General features: G+C 43.1%; 19 protein-coding genes. 16 read left to right on the top strand and 3 right to left on the bottom strand.

Annotated features, from left to right (window positions below):
* The first annotated feature begins 24 nt into the window (after window positions 1-24).
* The gene (locus ACOOEY_RS16835; protein WP_420385889.1) at window positions 25-906 is read left to right on the top strand and encodes an SDR family oxidoreductase; all 882 of its coding nucleotides are present in this window, start codon (window positions 25-27) and stop codon (window positions 904-906) included.
* 83 nt (window positions 907-989) lie between these two features.
* Here the strand turns inward: ACOOEY_RS16835 and ACOOEY_RS16830 are convergent, their stop codons facing one another.
* Complete coding sequence (locus tag ACOOEY_RS16830; protein ID WP_420385888.1) at window positions 990-3056, bottom strand: helix-turn-helix domain-containing protein; 2067 nt, start codon at window positions 3054-3056, stop codon at window positions 990-992.
* A 238-nt stretch (window positions 3057-3294) separates the two neighbouring features.
* Here ACOOEY_RS16830 and ACOOEY_RS16825 point away from each other — a divergent pair, with 238 nt between their 5' ends.
* The 10 genes from ACOOEY_RS16825 to ACOOEY_RS16780 all read left to right on the top strand — a co-directional run bounded on the left by ACOOEY_RS16825 (window position 3295) and on the right by ACOOEY_RS16780 (window position 12634).
* Window positions 3295-3870 (top strand): ankyrin repeat domain-containing protein, encoded by a 576-nt coding sequence (locus tag ACOOEY_RS16825; protein WP_420385887.1) that lies wholly within the window; start codon window positions 3295-3297, stop codon window positions 3868-3870.
* A 30-nt stretch (window positions 3871-3900) separates the two neighbouring features.
* On the top strand, window positions 3901-5004 hold the full coding sequence (locus tag ACOOEY_RS16820) for an acyltransferase family protein (RefSeq protein ID WP_420385886.1): 1104 nt from the start codon (window positions 3901-3903) through the stop codon (window positions 5002-5004).
* Between the two features lie 7 nt (window positions 5005-5011).
* Complete coding sequence (locus ACOOEY_RS16815) at window positions 5012-5416, top strand: TIGR03067 domain-containing protein (protein ID WP_420385885.1); 405 nt, start codon at window positions 5012-5014, stop codon at window positions 5414-5416.
* 53 nt (window positions 5417-5469) lie between these two features.
* Entirely contained in the window at window positions 5470-6066 is a 597-nt protein-coding gene (locus ACOOEY_RS16810) for a hypothetical protein (RefSeq protein WP_420385884.1), read from the top strand.
* On the top strand, window positions 6056-6742 hold the full coding sequence (locus ACOOEY_RS16805; protein WP_420385883.1) for a DUF2490 domain-containing protein: 687 nt from the start codon (window positions 6056-6058) through the stop codon (window positions 6740-6742). Before ACOOEY_RS16810 ends, ACOOEY_RS16805 begins: the two co-directional genes overlap by 11 nt.
* A gap of 109 nt (window positions 6743-6851) precedes the next feature.
* The gene (locus tag ACOOEY_RS16800) at window positions 6852-7430 is read left to right on the top strand and encodes an aspartyl/asparaginyl beta-hydroxylase domain-containing protein (RefSeq protein WP_420385882.1); all 579 of its coding nucleotides are present in this window, start codon (window positions 6852-6854) and stop codon (window positions 7428-7430) included.
* A gap of 66 nt (window positions 7431-7496) precedes the next feature.
* Window positions 7497-8363: a retropepsin-like aspartic protease gene (locus ACOOEY_RS16795; protein WP_420385881.1), complete on the top strand. Its 867-nt coding sequence runs from the start codon at window positions 7497-7499 to the stop codon at window positions 8361-8363.
* Between the two features lie 71 nt (window positions 8364-8434).
* Entirely contained in the window at window positions 8435-10048 is a 1614-nt protein-coding gene (locus ACOOEY_RS16790) for an ABC-F family ATP-binding cassette domain-containing protein (RefSeq protein WP_420385880.1), read from the top strand.
* A gap of 67 nt (window positions 10049-10115) precedes the next feature.
* Complete coding sequence (locus tag ACOOEY_RS16785) at window positions 10116-11003, top strand: DNA-3-methyladenine glycosylase family protein (protein ID WP_420385879.1); 888 nt, start codon at window positions 10116-10118, stop codon at window positions 11001-11003.
* Between the two features lie 125 nt (window positions 11004-11128).
* Complete coding sequence (locus ACOOEY_RS16780; protein WP_420385878.1) at window positions 11129-12634, top strand: beta-1,3-glucanase family protein; 1506 nt, start codon at window positions 11129-11131, stop codon at window positions 12632-12634.
* 168 nt (window positions 12635-12802) lie between these two features.
* Here the strand turns inward: ACOOEY_RS16780 and ACOOEY_RS16775 are convergent, their stop codons facing one another.
* Both ACOOEY_RS16775 and ACOOEY_RS16770 read right to left on the bottom strand, forming a co-directional pair.
* Entirely contained in the window at window positions 12803-15400 is a 2598-nt protein-coding gene (locus tag ACOOEY_RS16775) for an ABC transporter permease (protein ID WP_420385877.1), read from the bottom strand.
* The gene (locus ACOOEY_RS16770) at window positions 15397-15741 is read right to left on the bottom strand and encodes a PadR family transcriptional regulator (RefSeq protein WP_420385876.1); all 345 of its coding nucleotides are present in this window, start codon (window positions 15739-15741) and stop codon (window positions 15397-15399) included. The genes ACOOEY_RS16775 and ACOOEY_RS16770 overlap by 4 nt, the downstream gene beginning before the upstream one ends.
* A 184-nt stretch (window positions 15742-15925) precedes the next feature.
* Between ACOOEY_RS16770 and ACOOEY_RS16765 the strand changes: the two genes are divergently transcribed.
* The 5 genes from ACOOEY_RS16765 to ACOOEY_RS16745 all read left to right on the top strand — a co-directional run bounded on the left by ACOOEY_RS16765 (window position 15926) and on the right by ACOOEY_RS16745 (window position 20619).
* Window positions 15926-16453: a TetR/AcrR family transcriptional regulator gene (locus ACOOEY_RS16765; protein WP_420385875.1), complete on the top strand. Its 528-nt coding sequence runs from the start codon at window positions 15926-15928 to the stop codon at window positions 16451-16453.
* 44 nt (window positions 16454-16497) lie between these two features.
* Entirely contained in the window at window positions 16498-17316 is an 819-nt protein-coding gene (locus ACOOEY_RS16760) for an oxidoreductase (protein WP_420385874.1), read from the top strand.
* A gap of 67 nt (window positions 17317-17383) precedes the next feature.
* Window positions 17384-18763: an aldehyde dehydrogenase gene (locus ACOOEY_RS16755; RefSeq protein ID WP_420385873.1), complete on the top strand. Its 1380-nt coding sequence runs from the start codon at window positions 17384-17386 to the stop codon at window positions 18761-18763.
* Between the two features lie 18 nt (window positions 18764-18781).
* Window positions 18782-19822, top strand: coding sequence for an MBL fold metallo-hydrolase (locus ACOOEY_RS16750; protein ID WP_420385872.1), 1041 nt, complete (start codon window positions 18782-18784; stop codon window positions 19820-19822).
* Window positions 19823-19911: 89 nt separating this feature from the next.
* Window positions 19912-20619, top strand: coding sequence for a hypothetical protein (locus tag ACOOEY_RS16745; RefSeq protein WP_420385871.1), 708 nt, complete (start codon window positions 19912-19914; stop codon window positions 20617-20619).
* The last annotated feature ends 152 nt before the right edge of the window (window positions 20620-20771 follow it).

The raw sequence follows: 20771 nt of genomic DNA, 5'->3' as shown, positions 1-20771 counted from the left end.
CGGTCTAATATTATTTATATACTTATGAAAAACGCAGTAATAACAGGATGTAGCAGTGGTTTCGGAAAACTCACTGCTACGACATTAGCAAGAAAAGGGTACAAAGTATGGGCCACCATGAGAGACCCTGAAACCAGAAATTCAAACAAGAAAGAAGAGCTTTTAGCCATAGCCGAAGAAGAAGGGATTTCCATTGAGGTGCTTGAATTAGATGTCCTTTCAAATGACTCAGTTCAACGGGCCATTGACAAAGTGATTAGTGTTGATGGTAAAATCGATACGCTGGTGAACAATGCAGGAGTGATGTTTGTAGGTATCACCGAAGCCTATTCAATGGAACAGGTTCAGCAACAGTTTGACGTGAACTTCTTTGGTGTCGTGCGAACTACTCAGGCAGTGCTGCCACACATGCGCGAAGCTAAAGACGGTCTGATCATCAATGTCTCGTCTTTGGCTGGCCGACTCTCCTTCCCCTACTTTGGAGTTTATTGTGCGAGTAAATTTGCACTGGAAGCCTATACTGAATCAATTGGTTATGAATTAGCACCTTTCGGAATTGAGGTTTCTATTAACGAGCCGGGGCCTTTCGGTACAGGCTTACTCTACAGTGGGCCTAAGGAAGCCAATTCCGAAGTACTATCATCTTATGGTGATTTTAAAGATGTACCTCCAATGATGCTGAAGAACTTTGAGGGTTTCTTCAATTCAGACGAAGCCATAGCTCCCCAAACGGTAGCTGATGACATTACCAGAGTAATAGAATCTCCAAAAGGTGAACGACCTGCCAGAGTTGTATCAGGTATTGATTACGGAGTGAATCAGTTTAATGAAGTAACCAAACCTGTTCAGGACAGCCTGATCAAAGATGTACTTCAAATGGAACACTTAATGACTGTAAGTCAATAGTGTTTGCTCATGAATGCTGGTATTGAGTGGTATTCTGTGCTGCTCAATCCATCATTTGATATGGAGTTGCAGACACGTCCCGACTAGAGTAGACCTTTCTCTCTTAATTGGGTCTTCAGTCTTTCATGATCACTCCAGAATTTATTCTTTATCCTGGTCCATGCTGCCTGAAACTCCGGCCGATCCGAAATTGAATCAAACAATGGATCATGATCGAACAGTATGAGCCAGTACTGGAAATTCTCCACCCTTGAAAAAGTCTCCAGATGCTCCATTGCTTTTTCTTCTTCTCCGGTATAGGCATAATAGACCGCCAGATTGGCTTCTTTATAAACTGAATTATCAGCATAAAGCGTAAAATCAAGATAACCCTTCAGTAGTGATTGAGCCTTCTCATGTTCTCCGACTTCATCGAATACTACTGCAATTTTCGCCTGCTCATATCTATAGATGTCCAGGTGCATTTGATCACGCATATCCAAGAACAGACTATAGTATTCATGCGCTGTTTCGTAATCCCGCATAAAGTAGCTCACCTTGCCTATTTCTTGCAGAATATCCAGTCTGGTGGTGTCCTTCTTCCATTCAGTGATCAACCTGCTTCTCAGCTTTTCATAATCTTTTTCCTTTGCATACAGCATGAAGGCCCTGACATAATTGGTAAAGGGGTTCTGCGGGTTGTAATCCAAAGATCGGTCAGCATAATACAGAGCCTCATCGACAAAGCCGGTTTGAATCAAGGCATTGCATAAGTGTAAATAGATATAACTGGTGGTTGAAGAGTCGTTTGCATTCACATTCAGTTGTATACCCAGTAAAGCATATTCCAGGTATTTCTCTGTATTGGGCAGATAGTTGGCGTAGAAGTCAGAGAGCAGGTTAATGACACTGGCAGAGTTGGGTTTATATTCAAGCGCCTGCTCCAGATAGGGCAATGCTCCAGCATAGTCCATCCGCTGCATATGAGTGAAGGCCATAGCAATATGACTTTCTGCCAGTTCAGGATCATACTTCATGGCCTGTTCAGCATTATAATCTATCTCATCGATATACTGCCTGTCGGCCATAAAAAGGTCCAGATTATAGTAGGCAAAAGCGAGCGATGCATAAGCATAGGCAAAGGTCTTGTCAAGTTCTATCGCTTTTTTGAAGTAAGGAATAGCGGCCATATTCTTCTGCTTATCACCTACTATGACCAAATCTATCCCCTTCAGGAAGTTATCATAGGCAATCAGGTTTTGAGTAGGCACTTTACCAATCTGCTCTCTTTCATCGGGGGTAATCAGCACCTTTATTCTGGAGGCAATACTGCTGGCAATTTCCTGCTGCATTTTAAACACATCCTCTGCCTTCCTCTCGTACTGTTCAGCCCATAGCTGCTTATCAGTTGAGGCTTCAATAAGCTGTATATTCAGCATGATTCTATCTCCAATCTTCTGCCCACTACCCTCCACAAAATAGTTGACGTTCAGTTCTTCCGCGATTTCCGGTATGAGTTTGGGGGAATTACGATACTTTTCTGAAGAAGTACGACTGATCACTCTCAGGTCACCAATCTTCTGAAGGTTATTCAGTGTCGATTCCATCAGTCCATTGATGAAGTAGACATTGGTAGTATCAGAACTATCGTTTTTGAAAGGAAGTACAGCAATCGACTTTTCAACTTCAGTTAGATCCTGATCCGCATCTGATAATTTCCAAAAGAGGAAGACAACACATGCCAACAGAGCTAAAGCCACTAGACCAATGATCAATCGCTTTCTGTTTGAAACGGTAAGTAGCTCAACTGAAGCCACCGTATTCTCTTGTTGGAATCTTTCCTGTGCCTCACCTGGAGGATATCCATATTGTTCCCGAAAACACTTAACGAAATAAGAGGTAGAAGCAAACCCTACTTCAAAAGACACTTCCGAAACATTCAGCTCACTGTCTTTCAACAGCTCCATGGCTCTTTCTAATCGTACCTGACGAATAAGCTGGCTCACCGACAAGCCCAAAAGCTTTTTGATTTTCCTCAACAGGTTAGAACGACTCATACCCACTGCCTCTGCCAGCTCAGACACACCAAACTGCTCATCAGACATGTGTTGCTCAATGGTTTCTCTGAGCTGTTCGATGAATTTCTGGTCCCTGGCTGGGATATCTGACATATCGGTAGGTGCTAAAAATCTTTACAAAAGAGTGAAATATTAATAAGAGTCACAACTTTAAAAAATGCGCCTTAGCTGCACAAAAAGGGCTACATGCGTCATAATTTATACGCCTGCAACATAGTTTTCAATACTGTACAAAACTTTATACAAGCTGGTTGATAGCTCATAACCCTGCCCCTCCTTTCCTACCGACCTTTGAATCATCAAACATTTTAAAAACGAAAATTCAAAAGTCATGAAATTCAAAACTATCAAATCAATCAGCATGCTGGCGATCTCTTTATTAATAGTTATCAGCTCGTCATGTAGTAACAATGCCAGTAGTAATACTGAGGAGAAAGAAACTAAAATAAAGGCCCCTAAAATTTCCATCCATGATGCCACCATAGCGGGTAACCTGGAAGCCGTGAAGCAACATATTGCCGCTGGTAGCGATCTGAATGCCAAGGATCCATTCGGAGGTTCATCTGCCCTAATTATAGCTGCTGTTTTCGGTAAGCCGGAAATTGCCAAAGCCCTCATCGATGCCGGGGCAAAACTTGACATGAAAAATAATGAAGGCTCTACAGCTATTCATTCGGCTGCCTTCTTCTGTAGAACAGATATCCTTCAGATGCTACTCGATGCAGGTGCCGACAAAGACCTTAAGAATAACTTCGGAAGTACAGCCCTGGAATCAGTCTCTGTTCCATTCAATGAAGTAGAAGCCATTTATGGTATGATGGAAAAACAATTGGGCTCTATGGGACTACAGATCGACCTGAAGCGCATTGAAAGCACCAGACCTCAGGTAGCCAATATGCTGAGATAATAAATCTGAACAACTCAAAATAGAACAACAATGAATAACATAGAAAGAAGATACGACATAGACTGGATGCGGGTAATTGCCATTGGCCTGTTATTGATCTATCACATTGCCATTGGCTTTCAGCCATGGGGTCTGTTAATCGGATTCATTCAGAGTGAAGAAGCAATTCCTTCACTCTGGACCCCGATGACCATGCTCAATGTCTGGAGAATCCCATTACTCTTCTTTGTTTCGGGAATGGGTGTGTTTTTCGCCATGAAAAAACGCAGATGGTTTCAGCTCATCAAGGAAAGAACAACGAGAATACTTGTACCTTTCATTTTCGGTATTTTCGTCATAGTACCACTTCATGTTTTGCTGATTCTTAAATACTATGACCAACCCTTGAGCTATCAGTATAACCGTGGTCACCTCTGGTTTCTCGGTAATATCTTCGTCTATGTAGTAGTACTCTCACCCCTCTTCTTTTATCTCAGAAATCACAGTGAAAGTAAAGTGGCGATGGGATTGAAAAAGCTATTCGGAAGCCCCTTCGGGTTATTGGTAGCCATGCTGATGCTGGTATTGGAAGTGATGATTGTAAAGCCTGTCCCCTTCGAACTTTATGCACTGACCTGGCATGGATTCTTTATTGGCTTGCTGGCATTTCTGCTGGGCTTCCTCTTCGTATTCAGTGGTGCCCCATTCTGGCAAATGATTCTAAAGTGGAAGTGGGTCTTTTTGATACTTGCTGCCGGGCTTTATGTATTAAGGATTACACATTTTAATCTGGTAGCTCCCGGTTACTTAATGTCCGTTGAATCGAGTCTGTGGATCTTCTCAGTATTTGCTTTCTCTTATCGGTACCTTAATAAACCCAGTAAGACCTTGAGTTATCTGAGTCAGGCAGCCTACCCTGTCTATATCATTCATATGGCCATGCTTTACGGGGCTTCTTACCTGATATTCCCTACGCAACTCCCCATTGTTTTACAATTCATTCTGGTGGTTTTACTCACCTTCCTCGGTTGTTTTATCACCTTCGAATTCCTGATCAGAAGGGTTTGGTTTCTTCGTCCGCTTTTCGGTTTGAAGCCACTTCCAAAAACCGATCGAAATATATTATCAGAAAAGGCTAAATTGAATGAACTATGACCTGATTATGCGAAACATTTGTCTATTCCTTCTTGCCTTCATTCTTTTCGGTTGCTCCAACCAAAACGGAGAAAACCTTAACGGCACCTGGATTCCTGTTGAACAAGAAATTGGTGGACAGCCATTGCCTGAAACATCATTCAGTTCACAAAGACTTACCATTGCAGACAGTCTCTACACCATGCAGGCGGAAAGCCTTGATCGAGGTACAATCGAAATGAACGAAGGCAAGTTGGATATCTATGGCACTGAAGGCCCTAATGCCGGCAGACACATCAGGGGGATTTACAAATATGAAAACAACCTGCTCATTGTCTGCTATGACTTGAGCGGTCAACACTATCCGGAAGACTTCAGCACCCAGGGACATGCACTTTATTTTATGGCGAAATTCAAAAAAGAAGAAGAGTAGATATTGACTGGCATTCTCTTTAGAGGAAGCCGCTGAAGTCTTATTTTTGTCTCTTGATGAAGCTTCACTCCATTCTTTCCGGCTTTAGAAGCCTGTTCATTACCTCAACAGTACTACTCTGCTCCAGTGTCGGTGGGCTGATGGCTCAGAAATTCGAAAAAGAATCGAGGATAAAAGAGGAAGCGGTCCCAAAACCGGCACTATCCTACCTCAAAGAAGAGGGTCAATCTCAAGCCAAATGGTATAGGGAACAAGGGCTTGAAGACATCAGCTTTGAAGCAAAATTTAAGAGCAACAACAGAAGAATAAGTGTTGAATTCGGCAAGGATGGTAAACTGGAAGATATCGAGGTAGAGATTGAATTTGAACAACTACCTACGGAAGTTCAACAAACCATAAAAACACATCTTGGGGAAGCTTTTGACCGGTTCAAGATCAGAAAGGTTCAGATTCAATATAAGGAGTCACCCCTTAGTAAGCTAGGTCAAATGCATTGGGTTAGCTTTGCTGAACCTCATGCCTTTGAAATAGTAGTGAAGGGCAAAAAGGAAGCCCTCCCCAAGCTTTGGGAAATCACTTTCGATCAGGCCGGTGAGCTGGTGAATCAGGTGGAAATTGTATCACGCAACAATGTACACCTTGAATACTAAGACCTTCACCCTACTTCTGGCTACTTTTCTGAGCTTCTCTAATTTGGCAGCCCAAAACCGCTATCAATCAGGCTTACTCCCTTCCATCAACCTGAATAAAAAACTAAACTCTGCTTACGCACTCAATCTCAAAATTGAATCGCGAGAGCAATTGGCAGCTGGCTTTATTGGTAATGGGAATGGACTGGATCATGATCACCTGCTCACCGACTTAACCTTTCTGGGAAGCCGAAAAATCGGGCTCACTGAGAAACTTGTACTGGGTTATTTACTCAGGCTCAATAATGGAGAAGTTATCCATCGGAGTATTCAGCAATTCAGCTTTGTGAGTTCCCTTCGGGGAATCAAGCTGGGTCATCGGTTGGGAACAGACCAAACCTTTGAACGGAATGAGCCTACGGTTTTTCGGCTTCGGTACCGGGTTTCAACAGAACTTCCATTAGAAGGCACCAATACCGATCCTGAAGAATTCTATCTTAAGCTCAACAATGAACTGATACAGAGCTGGAGTCAGGACAGGCAGCTTTTGGAATACCGATTTGGCCCTTTTATTGGCTACTTTCTCAACCCGAAGAATCGCTTTGAGCTTGGACTGGATTACCGAAATCAATCCATTCTGGAAGCACCTACCCGTCATAGCTACTGGCTTAGCATGAATTGGTATTATAACCTCTAAGCTCAAATAAACAGTGTGTAACTTCAAAATTGAGCCTGGTGGTTATTTAAGTTAGGTTCAATTATTTTTATATTTCTGACTCATTCAAAGCCATTAAACACGCTGAACCATGGAACAAACTCCTACTGTAGAAGATCGCATTCAACTTCCCCTTCAATTCGATGTAGAAAAAATGCTGGCTGAAGTCAGGCAGATGAATATGAATAACTTCATCTACTACAACGTAATTCCCCTTCGCTCTCCGGCCCATATGGTTGACCCAAGCTTGCCTGTGCCTCCTCCTACAGACGACTATGCCGATGGCTCATGGACTGACTGGAAGGACACGGATGACCTGATTCATTCTCCTTATCTCACAGAAGTGATCGACACTTTCAAAAAGCACACGAAGGTAACACTGGTAAGAATTCTAAGGCTGGCAGCGGGGAATGTTGTGAAAGAACACTGTGACCCAACCCTGGGTATTGAAATACCTAAATCCGTGGTTAGGCTCACCATACCTATCCTGAATGAAGAAGGGGTAGAATTCTACCTGAATGGAGAGCAGGTACCTATGAAACCGGGAGAATGCTGGTACATGCGTCTTACCGATCCGCATAGTGTGGTCAACAATAGCTCGGTCGATCGTATTAACCTGACCATTGATATGATCCCAAATGACTGGGTCAGATCACTGATTATGGGCTAATTACTTCTTCTGTGTTACGATTCGGGACTACTCTCGTCTGTTTGATGAAACTCAAACAAAACACAGATGAAGCGTATTTTCCTAAGCCTCCTCCTATTAATCTGCTTTAGCATCAATGCAAAAAGTCAGGAGTATCCCATTTCTATCACTCCTCAGGGTTACATCTTTGTTCAGGTGAACCTGAACGACTCCATTCCTTTTAATTTTATGCTAGACACTGGAGCGGGTATAGATATTCTTTCACAAAAGGCTTTTGACCGAATCGCTGAAAGCACCAAAGAAGTTGGCCTGATGACCGGTTTCAGGCACGATGGAGACAGACTGGATGGACTGGTATATGAGATTCCCTCGCTGAGCATTGGAGAAACCAGACAGGAAAGGGTTAAAGCAGCCATTTATCCTCCCTTAGATAATTATGGCATCGATGGCCTGATCTCTTTGAAGTTCTTTGAAGACCATCCTGTTACCATCAACTTTAAAACACAAAAGTTATCGCTTCCTTCAGAAAAAGAGACCGAAAGTCTCTCTAACTCGCACTCTGTTATTCCTCTACAACTGAAAACAGAAAGAGACATCATTCTGGATATCTTCATTCCTGTCATCATCAATGGTGAAATTGAAATGCATGCAGAGTTTGACACCGGAAGCGGGTTTCAGCCTTTAATTCTCAATCCACATTACATTGAAAAGCTTAAACTCAGTAAATCCCAAATGGAAAGCGGTCCTTATAAGACACCTATTTCGGCTCAGCAGACTACTGACTATTTTGCCCCTGTAGGTGTAAGTCTTGGAGAAGCCAACAACATCCGGTTATTGGACAAAACAGCCACTTTCAGAGAAAACCTGATCTTCGAAGCCCTCATTGGCTCTGAGATCTTTAAAGACAAGGCCATCACCATCGACATCCCTCGTAAACGGCTGATTATTCATTAATTAAACATTTACGGCTTTACTTCCTGCCCTCCCTTATTTCAGCTACCTTTGCGGCCTGAAATACAAGCCTTATGATTGCAGTACAAAATGTATCGCTCGCCTTTGGAAAAAGGGTTCTATTCGATGAAGTAAATATCAAGTTCAGTGGCAACAACTGCTATGGAGTTATTGGTGCCAACGGAGCAGGTAAATCCACTTTCCTGAAAATTCTTTCGGGTGAAGTTGATGCTAACTCAGGAACCGTAACCATGGAGCCTGGTAAGCGAATGGCCGTATTGAAACAGAACCACTTTGAGTTCGATGAAACTTCGGTACTCGACACTGTCATGATGGGGCATACCGTGCTTTGGGGCATTATGAAGGAAAAAGATGCCATCTACATGAAGCCGGACTTTTCAGAAGAAGATGGTATTAAGGCCTCAGAACTTGAAGCTCAGTTTGCCGAAATGGATGGCTGGAATGCAGAATCTGATGCCGCAGCACTTTTAAGTGGGCTTGGTATTACAGAAGACCTGCACTATAGCCTGATGAAAGACCTGAATGGTAGCCAGAAAGTAAGGGTATTATTAGCCCAGGCCCTCTTTGGTAATCCGGATGTTCTCATTCTCGATGAACCTACCAACGACCTTGACCTGAATACCATCAGCTGGCTGGAAGACTTCTTGCTTGAGTTTAAAAACACGGTGATTGTTGTTTCTCACGACCGTCACTTCCTTGATACTATTTGTACCAATATTGTTGATATTGACTTTGGTCAGGTTCGCTTATTTACCGGTAACTACAGCTTCTGGTACCAGTCGAGCCAACTGGCTCTTTCCCAGCGTTCAGCAGCCAACAAGAAGGCCGAAGAAAAGAAAAAGGAGCTGCAGGAATTCATTGCCCGTTTCTCTGCCAACGCTTCTAAATCCAAGCAAGCCACCAGTAGAAGAAAATTATTAGATAAGATTAATGTAGAAGATATTCAGCCTTCTACCAGAAGATATCCGGCTATTATATTTCAGCAAAATCGCCCTGCCGGAGATCAGATATTGGAGATCAAAGCCTTGTCTAAATCTAATGACGAGAAAACACTTTTTGGCGGTCTGGACTTATTCGTCAACCGTGGTGATAAGATCGCAGTTTTGAGCAAAGACAGTGTAGCCACTACCAGCTTCTTCAAAATTCTAATGGGTGAAGAAAAAGCTGATTCGGGCGAATTCAAATTTGGCCAGACCATCACTACAGCCTACCTGCCGAACGACAACTCTAAGTACTTCAACACCAACGAAAACCTGATCGACTGGCTAAGGCAGTTCTCTGAAGGCGAAAAAGACGAAGTATTCATCAGAGGCTTTCTGGGTAAAATGCTCTTCTCAGGTGAGGAAGTGTTCAAGAAAGCCAATGTACTTTCCGGAGGTGAAAAAGTTAGATGTATGATCTCTCGCATGATGCTGGCTCAAGGTAACCTGCTCATCATCGATGAGCCTACCAACCACCTCGATCTGGAATCTATTCAGGCCTTTAACAATGCGCTGAAGGACTTCCCGGGAACAGTGCTGTTCACCTCGCATGACCACGAATTCACGCATACCGTTGCTAACCGTATCGTTGAAATTGGTCCGAAAGGATACCTGGACAAGCTCAGTTCTTACGATGACTACATCGCCAATGAAGAGTGGATGGCACAAAGAGAGAAGATTTATTAGTCGCACCCGATAGTCTGGAAGCTTTAAGCTTAAATAGCTACCTTGATTTCAATTAGAATCATGGTCAATGAACACCTTTCATTTAAGTTGTAAAAAGCCTTTCAGCTATCAGCACTGTCTTAGCTCTCTTTATCGAAGTCCTGATGAAATTCTATATCAGGTTAAAAATGATCGGATTTATCGGTTACTGACAGTTAACGATGTACCTGTAGCCATAGAGATTTATTTCGATGGAGAGCAGTTGGTCGTTAACTCGGAGAAGTCACTGAATGAAAATGAGGTATCTGAATTAAAGTCTTATATCTCCCGCTGGTTCGATCTGGACAAGGACCTTACGCCCTTTTATGATTTGCTGAATGGCGATGATAGGTTGACCCATTTGGCTGATCAGTTCAAAGGGCTTAGAATTGTCGGCATTCCCGATGTATTCGAAGCGATCTGCTGGAGCATAATCGGCCAGCAAATCAATCTCAGCTTTGCCCATAAATTGAAGCGTAGATTGATTGAACAATACGGTGAAAAAGCATCATGGCAAGGCATGGACTTACACCTGTTCCCTAGTCCAGAGGCCATACTCGATCTCGATGAGCATTACCTTCATAGTCAACAACAATTTTCCAGAAGTAAACTAAAGTACCTGAAAAACATCGCAGACGCCTTCGCATCTGGTAACATTAGCTATGAAAAGTTAAGGTCACTGGAAAGCTTCGAAGAGAAGCAAGCTCTTCTGACCAGTGTTAAAGGTATCGGTATCTGGTCGGCCAATTACACCTTAATGAAGGCGCTGAACCAACCTGAAGCAATCCCTTACGGAGATACAGGACTTAGTCAGGCACTCTTTAACCTGGAAATTATACGGGACCGAAAAGACATTAGCGCCATTGAGCAATTTTTCCAGGACTTCCCCGGCTGGGAAGCCTATTTAGTCTTTTATTTATGGAAGAGTCTTTCTTAAGCACTCAAGATTAACCCAATCATACATTGCAAACCGTCAAATCTACCTAAGGAATTCAAGTATTATTACGGTGTTTTAATAAGCTGTTTTCAGGGAGATTTGATCTTTAATCAAACAAACCAAACATGAGCTCAACTACCATCACCATCAACAACAAAAGAACTGCAGCCACTACGGGCAACAGTGAGCAACTCAACGTACTGCTCACAGCCGACTCGCATTCCAATGTGACCGGCTTAACTGTAGGGCAAAGAACCGCATTGGGCCAAAGCCTGACTTTCTCATTCGAGTATATCAAGAGTGGAAGGTTATATGTAGGCTATGGAGATTTTGACAATCCACCTACACCCAATGGAAGTACTTATTTCGGATGGATCGAATTTACCAGAACATCAAGTGACAGTGTGGTCTGGATCAACCTCTCGAACGTAGACATTGTTGGTTTACCATTGACGATTGCCGGTACTGACTCTTCTGGCAACAGCTTCTCTTGCGGATATGAAACCCCGATGATTGAACCTAAAGGCACAAAAGGTACCGGTATTCTAAAACAGCTGGAGGCCGTACTCACTGATAATGCCAATGGCAACTCAGCCGCTTTAATCAAATGCGGCTCTGGACAAACAAAGGTTTTAGGTCCTAACCATATGCCGGGCAGTTACAGACCTTATGATAACTACATTACTTCATTAATAGGACAGAAGGATTCAAAAGGACATGCAGTAAATGTTCCGCTTACCATTCTTTCCGATACACCTAAAAATGGTTCTCCTGTACGCTTTACAGGAAGCTTTCATGCAAAAGATGCCGATGGCTTTATCATAAGCCTGGCCAGTGAAGACGGAAACCACCTGCTAAAAATCAAAGAGGCCGACCTGACCACTCAAATCATTTACCAATGCGATGGAGGCCACCTCTATTATTCGAATAGTGGAGCAAGCGGCTTAAAGAAATATCCACAAAACAGAACTTCAGTAAATGATCCGAACAGCCATGCTGCTGATCAGACCATCAGCAACTCTACATTCAGAGAGATTATGATTGGACTGAATGAGGGTTACTTCTCTGGCGGTGTAAATGCCGTTAATGACAATACTCAGTTCCCAGGAATGATTCCTTTTGCATCAGGCTATGGTAGCCAGTATGCACAAGTGATTCATGAAAACTCTAACTCTTATGGTTTCCCTTATGCCGATTCCAATCTTAAGGTATTGATTACGGCAGAGGTAGGAAGTACCATTACTGTAGATGCTATTGATGACACGGTAGCCGCAGGTTATCAGGCACCGTCTGACAACACCAGCAATGAACCACAAAGTGGCACATACAGCCTGGGAATTGGCTCTGGTAGTGCTGGTTTGGGTGTTATCAAAATCAACAACTGGAGATATATAGCCACTGATGGCGCTTATGGGGGCTTTCTTCCTGATTTACCAGACTGGACTAAAATGGAATTTACCGGAGCCGGAAAAGATAAGTACATCTGGATTAAGAATGGCCAGATCGTAGAATCGACTAACGGTACAAACTGCCTGACAGGCACTGCTACCCTCAATTCGGACAAAGTATTTGTTTGGGGTGCTGACCTGGCCTGGAATGGCGATACAGACTCACCAGCCAAGCCTGATTAATAAACAGGCACAATAAAGGTGCGGCTGTTTTGAGAGTAGTACTTTGGCCTGAACTGGTTTGCCAGCCAGCCAACCAATATCGATTTTCCAAAGTAACTGAATAAAACGGGGTTCTGAATCTTATTCAAAACCCCGAAATTCATTGACTTGAGAAACAGCCCCCTTTGTTTATTCTGTTCTCAGTGTTTCAGCCGGGTTCATTCTTCTCACCCTTCGAACCTGAAGATTAAGCGTAATAAAAGCAACGCCCAAAAGAATGAAAGCAGAAACGCTCATTGGGAATATTCCGATTTCAGGAGAATAACTGTATAAGTTCTGTATAAGCATACCTACGACCAGAACAGAAAGTGCACCACCAACCAGAATGGCGATTCCCAGAATATACCGGAATCTTTTATAAACCGACATGGACAACTGTAAGCCCGAAGCTCCTAAAACCTTTCGGATACCAAAATCTTTGATCTGAGAAGAAATGTTGATACTCACAAGGCCATAGAGTCCCATTGCGGCAAGAATAATGGCGAGAGTTGAAGTAAAGAGCAGGATATTTCTGATTCCATCCATTTCGTCAAAGTAGTTATCGAATAACTGAGACTGAATACTCACTCCAACCTGGTATTCAGGGGCAATCTTCCCAATGATCTCTTTTATCTCATCGCGTTGTGCAACAATGTTCCCCGGATTCATTTCCAAAAGAAATGCTGATTGATCCGATTCTGGAATAGCCACCATAGCCGCACTTCTGATCTTTTGACCAAAGTCCCAGTAATGATAATCCTTCACTACACCAATAATGTTATAGCGAAGAGAATCCTGCATAATACTGATCCCGTCTTCATCGAAGGCCATATTAAAGCTCTCCATAAAGGTTTCATTCACCACTATACTCTTGTTCAGGTCGCTCGACAGGCTTTCATCAAAGAAGCGGCCTGCAACTAACTCCAGACCGAGCAATTCAGGATAGTTTGCTCCCACTTCAAACAATTCGGCATAGACAGTTTCGTCATCCTTTTGGAAAGGGTATCCGTTAAGTTGTCCGCCAACTCTCGATCTGGTTCCGGCAAAATCTTTCACATTAGGATTGGCTGCAATGGCATCTCTGAAGGGCTGAACGTATTCTTCTGAAGGGGCAGCAATGATCAATTTGTTGTATTGATCATATCCCCAATCTCTGGCCTCATTGACTTTGTTCGTATAAATGGCCATGACGGAGCCCACTATAGTAATCATGGCCAGAATCATTTGGAATGTCATAAAGATGGAGCTCAACCATCGTTTACCTCCACCCTTGGCTTCCTTCTTCAGTATGGCTACGGGTTTATAAGAGGAAGCTACAACGGCAGGGTAAATCCCCGAAACCAACGTAATGAACAATAGAAGGCCCAGAAGGAACAACCAAAAGCTGGTATGACTGGCCAGTTCCAGACCAAAGCTGGAGCCGGAAATATGATTGAATCCGGGTAAAAACAGTGAACCCGCCCATAGTAAGCCAATAAGAATGGCCAGGGCACAAAGCAGAAAGTTCTCTACGAGAAACTGTAATACGATTTGCTTTCTTCTGCTACCAATCACCTTTCTAATACCAATCTCCTTCAGGCGTTTCATGATCATCGCCAGGGAAATATTGATATAATTGAAAGTGGCCAGAATCAACATAAATGTAGCGATGGATGCCAGCAACAAATTGGGCGCTGGATTGGGTGCAGAACCAACACCATTTTCCATCTCGTTGGAATGTAGAGCCATGGTTGCCAAGGGTTCCAGATCAAAATTGCTGTAAGCTCCCTCCTCTTTATCTTTATTGTACAGAGGCAGTAAATCATTCATCGAGGCTTTCAGTGTCGACTCATTAATACCCTCATCTCTGAGGATAAAAAAGTTGGTATTCCAGGTCTCTCTACTCTTCCTGAGGTCTTGCTCAAGGACGGCATAGTTCATTAAAATATTGATCTGTAAACTGGAGTTATTAGGCTTATTTTTCAAGATGGCTCCGACTTGAAAAGACTTCCATTCCTCGCCAATTTTTACTTCAAGCATTTCACCAATCACCTCGCCCTCTCCAAAAAATTGCAGAGCAGCGCTCTCACTGAGCACAACGGTTCCGGGATCATTAAACAGATTTGGATTACCCGCAACCGGTTCGAAATCGAAAATGTCCAGATAGTGCTCATCCACAAAAAAGGTATAATCATGGATCGTTTTCCCTGACCTTTTAAACTCTAACTGACGGGCATTATATCGTGTTGAGGCTTTTATCCCCGGAACCGACTCGAGTATTTCCCGGCTCAACTGGTTATCTGTAGCACCATACTGATTCCGATTGGATTCCTGTTCTTCCCAGTGAGTGACCAGAAAAATATCTTCCTTCTGAGAGTGAAAATTATCTTTTACATACGAATACTCTATCCACTTAAAAGCGACTATACAGCAACCTACTGCCAATGAAAGACCGATGACATTGATGGTTGAAGGCATGCGTTGTTTCCATAGGTTTCTTAAACCTATCTTGAAATAGTTTTTGAACATTGCGATTTGATTTAGTTTTTGACCTTGTTTTTTTGTTCGTCTGATGTTTGACCAACGAAACAGGCGAATGACATCCCAGATAAATGACCTGCTGGCCCTGCCATACCCCTTTTCGTCTAACCGCCAATAGAAGAGCTCATGAACATCTCCCTGAATCTGCTCCAGCAACACAGGGTTACAGAACAGCTCAAGAAACCTGTCAGCCCAACGAGGCGGTCTGTTTTTGGAATCTTTAGTCATGAATTAAAGGAATAGGTAAAACCTACTGGTAACTGGTTGTACAACTGATCGCGCTGGAGCTTGACCTCGTCCAGCATGGATTTACCTGATGCAGTCAATTGATAAAAACGCTTGCGTCTGCCTCCCCTTTCATCGGTAGCACCGCCCATATCGGAAGTCAGCCATCCTTTTTCCTCCAATCGATTTAATACCGCATGAATGGCACTAATATTCAGTTCCCGACCTGTCTGGTCTTTCATTTCCTTCAGTACCGAAACTGCATACGCATCATCACGGAGTATACCGACCAATAGAAGCACCAGCTCTTCCAGTTCTCCTATGTAATTACCCTTTCCTTTCATCAATTAATATCTACAAACATAGAACAAATATATTACCTCTATCTTTGTAGAACAAATATTCATAAGAATTAAGGCTGGTTTATCGTTGACTCATGGATCATATGAAAGTCGGTTTGACAAAAAAATTCAGAAACGCTGAACTTTCTCGTTCACTTTTATCTTTAGTAAGTGATCACTCACTAAAATGACTGAAAAGCAGGAAAACATTTTAAATGCTGCCCTTGAACTATTTGCCAGGGACGGCTTCAGGTCTACTTCTACCAGCAAGATCGCTAAGAAAGCTGGTGTTTCAGAAGGCCTGATTTTTCGTCATTATCAAAACAAAGAAGGACTATTGGAAGCCATTATGAAACTTGGAGAAGAAAGAGCCAGATCACTGTTTGCAGAAGCAGTGCTTGCCCAGGAACCGAAAGAAGTAATCCGAAAAACCTTACAAATTGGAGAGGATATGGTTGGTAATCAGGAAGCTATCAACTTCTGGAAATTACAATACAAGGTAAAATGGGAAATGGAAGAATATGGCGAACATAAGATGGAAGCTCTCCAACAAGCACTCATCAGAGCCTTTGAAGCCATGAATTATAACCAGCCACAGGACGAAGCTCAGGCCTTTCTGCTTTGGATGGATGGTCTCGCTACCCGCTTCTACCTTCAAAGTAATTACAACATTACACCCCAAATTGAATACATGAAACAGAAGTACCATTTGTAAAAAATTTATATTTAAAATGAGTAAGTACTCACTAACTAATTAATATGAAACAAATAATCATCATTACCGGAGCGAGTTCCGGCATGGGTAAAGACTTCGCCCTTCACCTTCTAAAGGAAGGACATACCGTTTATGGTCTCGCCAGAAGAGTAGACAACATGAAAGCCATTGAAGAAGCTGGTGGTTATACCATGGCCTTAGACATCACCAACCATGATCAGGTGGAATCTGTAGTGCAGCAAATTATTGCTCAGGAGCAACGTATTGATGTGCTCATTAACAATGCCGGCTTCGGTATGTACGGTTCTATTGAAGATACCACCATTGAAGATGCCAGATATCAGTTCGAAGTTAACATCTTCGGATTGGCCAAAATAACTCAAATGGTATTACCGCAGATGCGAGTACAGAAGTCTGGTAAGATCATCAACATCTCTTCGATGGGTGGTAAAATGTATACTCCCCTCGGAGCCTGGTATCATGCCACAAAACACGCGCTGGAAGGCTGGTCAGACTGTTTAAGGCTGGAAGTAAAATCCTTCGGCATTGATGTGGTGATTATAGAACCGGGTGCTATCAATACAGAGTTTGGCGATGTACTGACAGAACCCATGCTTAAAAGATCGGGAGAAGGCCCCTATGCGCCACTGGCCCATTCCATTGCAAAGACCACAGAAGAAATGTATGCCAAAGGTGGTGGGTCTGATGTTTCCGTAATTACCAACATGGTGTCCAAAGCCATTAAGAGTGACCAACCGAAGACACGATATGTAGCTGGAAAATTCGCCAAGCCTATGCTATTCATTAGAAAGTACTTCAGCGACCGCTTCTTCGATAAAATCATTATGAGTCAGGTAAAATAAGCTCAGCATGACCTTGAAGGCTACTAATTTTCATATATTCCTAAGCATCTTAAGATTATAAATGACCATGTCAGAAGTTGTTGACCCAAGGATGGATGAGAAGCTGGAATCGCTAAGGGCCGGTTTCCAAAAGGGCATATCAAGACCTGTAGAAGAGAGAATCAGACTCCTGAAAAAGTTGAAAACTGTCATTCTTCAGCATGAGGCCCAAATTGCTGAAGCCCTTTTCAAAGACCTCCGCAAATCTGCTCAGGAAGCCCTAATAACAGAGACGGGCCTGGTGATTAAGGAAATAGATAACCACGTGAGCCATTTAAAGAAATGGGCCAGACCCAAGCGAGCCAGGACGCCTCTTTATCTTTTGCCATCAAGCAGTTACCTGAAACATGAGCCTATGGGAGTGGTACTGATCGTTGCTCCCTGGAACTACCCTTTTCAACTGTTGATGAATCCATTGATTGGGGCTATCTCTGCCGGGAATTGTGCGGTCCTTAAACCATCGGAGTTTTGCATACACACCAACCAGGTGATGGACTCAATTGTACGGCAGGTCTTTGAACAAGATCATGTCACCCTATTTCATGGGGGAAAGCAAACCAATCAGGCACTTCTGGCTCATCGATTCGATCTGATCTTTTTCACGGGTAGCCCTCGCCTGGGAAAAATAGTGATGAAAGCAGCAGCGGAAACCTTAACTCCTGTTGTACTGGAGCTAGGCGGCAAAAGTCCCTGCATAGTCGATCAAAGTGCAAAAGTTGATCTGGCAGCCAAGCGAATTGCCTGGGGAAAAATGGTGAACCTGGGACAGACTTGCATTGCACCCGATTACCTGCTGGTACACGAAGACCTGAAAGATAACCTGGTCTCGGGTATTATTACCTACTGGAAGGAGTTCTTTGGAGAAGATGGTCAGCAAAGTGAATTCCTTCCCCGTATGGTGACCACGGCCGCTTTCGACCGGGTAAGCGAATATCTTAGCCAGGGAAAGATTATTTATGGCGGAAAAACAGACAGAGATGATCAGTACATCAGCCCCACTTTGATGGAAGACGTTTCTCCCGATTCTCCCATTATGCAGGATGAAATCTTCGGCCCAATACTTCCCATCATAACTTTCAAGAATATCGATGAGGCCATTGATCTGATTAACTCTAAAGAAAAACCCCTCGCTTACTATTACTTTGGTGAGACGGGGAAAGGCCGGGAACTATTGGAGCAAAACACATCGGGTGGAGTTTGTATTAATGATACGCTAATCCACATTTCGAACCATGCATTGCCATTCGGAGGTGTTGGAAATAGCGGGACGGGCAGATACCACGGTCGCTACAGCTTCGAAGCGTTTTCCAATGCCAGGTCGATTATGAAATCTCCCACCTGGATCGACATGCCTTTTCGCTACCCACCTTTCAAATACTTTAACATAGTCAGGAAACTGCTCACCTGAACACAAAATCTAATATCGATGAAAAAACAGTTTGGAGGAAAACTGACTGACCGCCTGATTAGTCGCTATAAAAAATCTCCTCAGTGGCGTAATGGCAAGTTTATGAATGCCGAAGAAACCACCATGAATATCAACTGGCAGTCTTTACCCAAGTTGCTATACAAGCAATTCTTTGAAACCAGAGGTCGTGAACCCAAAGCCCCCATCCCAATCACTCCATTCGACAAGGAGGCTTTTCTGAGATCAGAAAACAAGACTCAACTGATCTGGTACGGCCACTCGGTGGTATTGATGAGGCTGAATGGGAAAACCCTGCTGATTGATCCGATGTTAGGACCTGATGCTGCTCCCATTGCTCCCTTCAAGAGTAAAAGATTTTCAGAAAACACGCTTGATCTGATCGACCAATTCCCGGAGATTGATTTGATGCTTTTGACTCATGATCATTATGATCATCTGGATTTGGCTAGTATTGAGAAGTTCAAACCCAAGGTTAAGAATTACTACGTAGCACTGGGCTGCGCCCGACATCTGGAAAGCTGGGGCATTGACCATCAGCTTGTAAAGGAGTTCGATTGGTGGGACAAGGCCAATTTTGAAGGCATTGAAATCACCTTCACACCCACCCGACACTTCTCTGGCAGAGGGCTAAAAGACAGGGCAAAGTCTCTCTGGGGAGGTTGGGCTTTCATCAACGGTGAAGAACGCATCTACTTTAGTGGTGACGGAGGTTACGGTAAGCACTTTAAGGAGATTGGAGAAAAACTAGGTCCCTTTAACTTCGGTTTAATGGAATGCGGACAGTACAATGAGAACTGGCATCAGATTCATATGTATCCTGAAGAAGCCATTCAGGCCGCTATAGATGCCGGTGTTTCGAAAGTCATGGCTGTACATTGGGCTGGCTTTTCGCTGGCGCAACATAGCTGGAAAGAGCCCATCGAAAAGTTTGTCAAAGCAGCACAGCAAAAGCAAATCAACTTCTCTACCCCACTTCCAGGACAAATGATCAACTGGCAGGAAGAAATTCAACCGATGTGGTGGTCGAAAATGACATAAGCCAAACAGTTTGTCAGAAAAACCACCTTCAACCCCTTGAGATTCAACAGGTAACTTTACTCTTACAATCAATTTTAATAAATTGAGCTATGCAAAAGTTAAAACTCATTGTTTGTGCGGGGCTAATGTTCCTCATTTCCGTGGCAGCGCACGGACAAACAGAACTCGTAAGCGGCAAAGTATTTGCCTTTAAAGACACACCCATTGCCAACCTAAAAATTAAAGCCAAAAAATCAGGTGAAACCGCTGTAACCGATGAACTGGGCAACTTCACCATTAAATGTGATGCAAAAGACAAGCTTGTTTTTCAAGCCGATGGTTTTAGAAAAGAAGTAGAAAAAGTAGTCGCAGGTCAGCGATTAAACGTCAAGATGATCCTTTTGGACGGTGAGAGAAATTCTGAAGTCGCTATTCTTTCAGGACATTTATCTGAAGAATCTTTGATGTATGCCACCTCGAACTTTCTGGAATACAATAATGACTACCACACCTATCCCGACATTTTTGCTCTGATCAAGGGAAAATTCCCAGGAGTAAAAGTCTATGAAGAAATGGGCGCCAAAAGAGTGGTAATACGCGATATTCAATACTTCAGTAATGAAAATAATACTGCACTTTACCTGGTCGATGGTGTTATCTGGCAGGATATTTCCATACTAACCCCTATGGAAATTAAGTCAGTCAACGTAATGAAAGATGGAGCACCAATTGGTTTCAGAGGCGCCAATGGCGTGGTACTGATTACTACGGTCGATGACTACGGCAAAGTAGATTTCGACAACAAGAAAGGTCAATAGACCTAAAAACTTTTGCTCCATACACCGAGCTATCTCACTAAAGTCATTGATTCCGAATCTGAAGAGGCTTTAATGAGATAGCTTTTTTATTCCCTATTATTTTGACTTATCGTGTAACCTTTATCCTCTTCACGCGACTATCGGTGCAGGAA

The organism is Roseivirga sp. (assembly GCF_965216855.1).
Classification (GTDB): Bacteria; Bacteroidota; Bacteroidia; order Cytophagales; family Cyclobacteriaceae; genus Roseivirga.
Note: the sequence above shows the minus strand (reverse complement) of the source record. Positions and strands in the feature narration are given on the sequence as shown.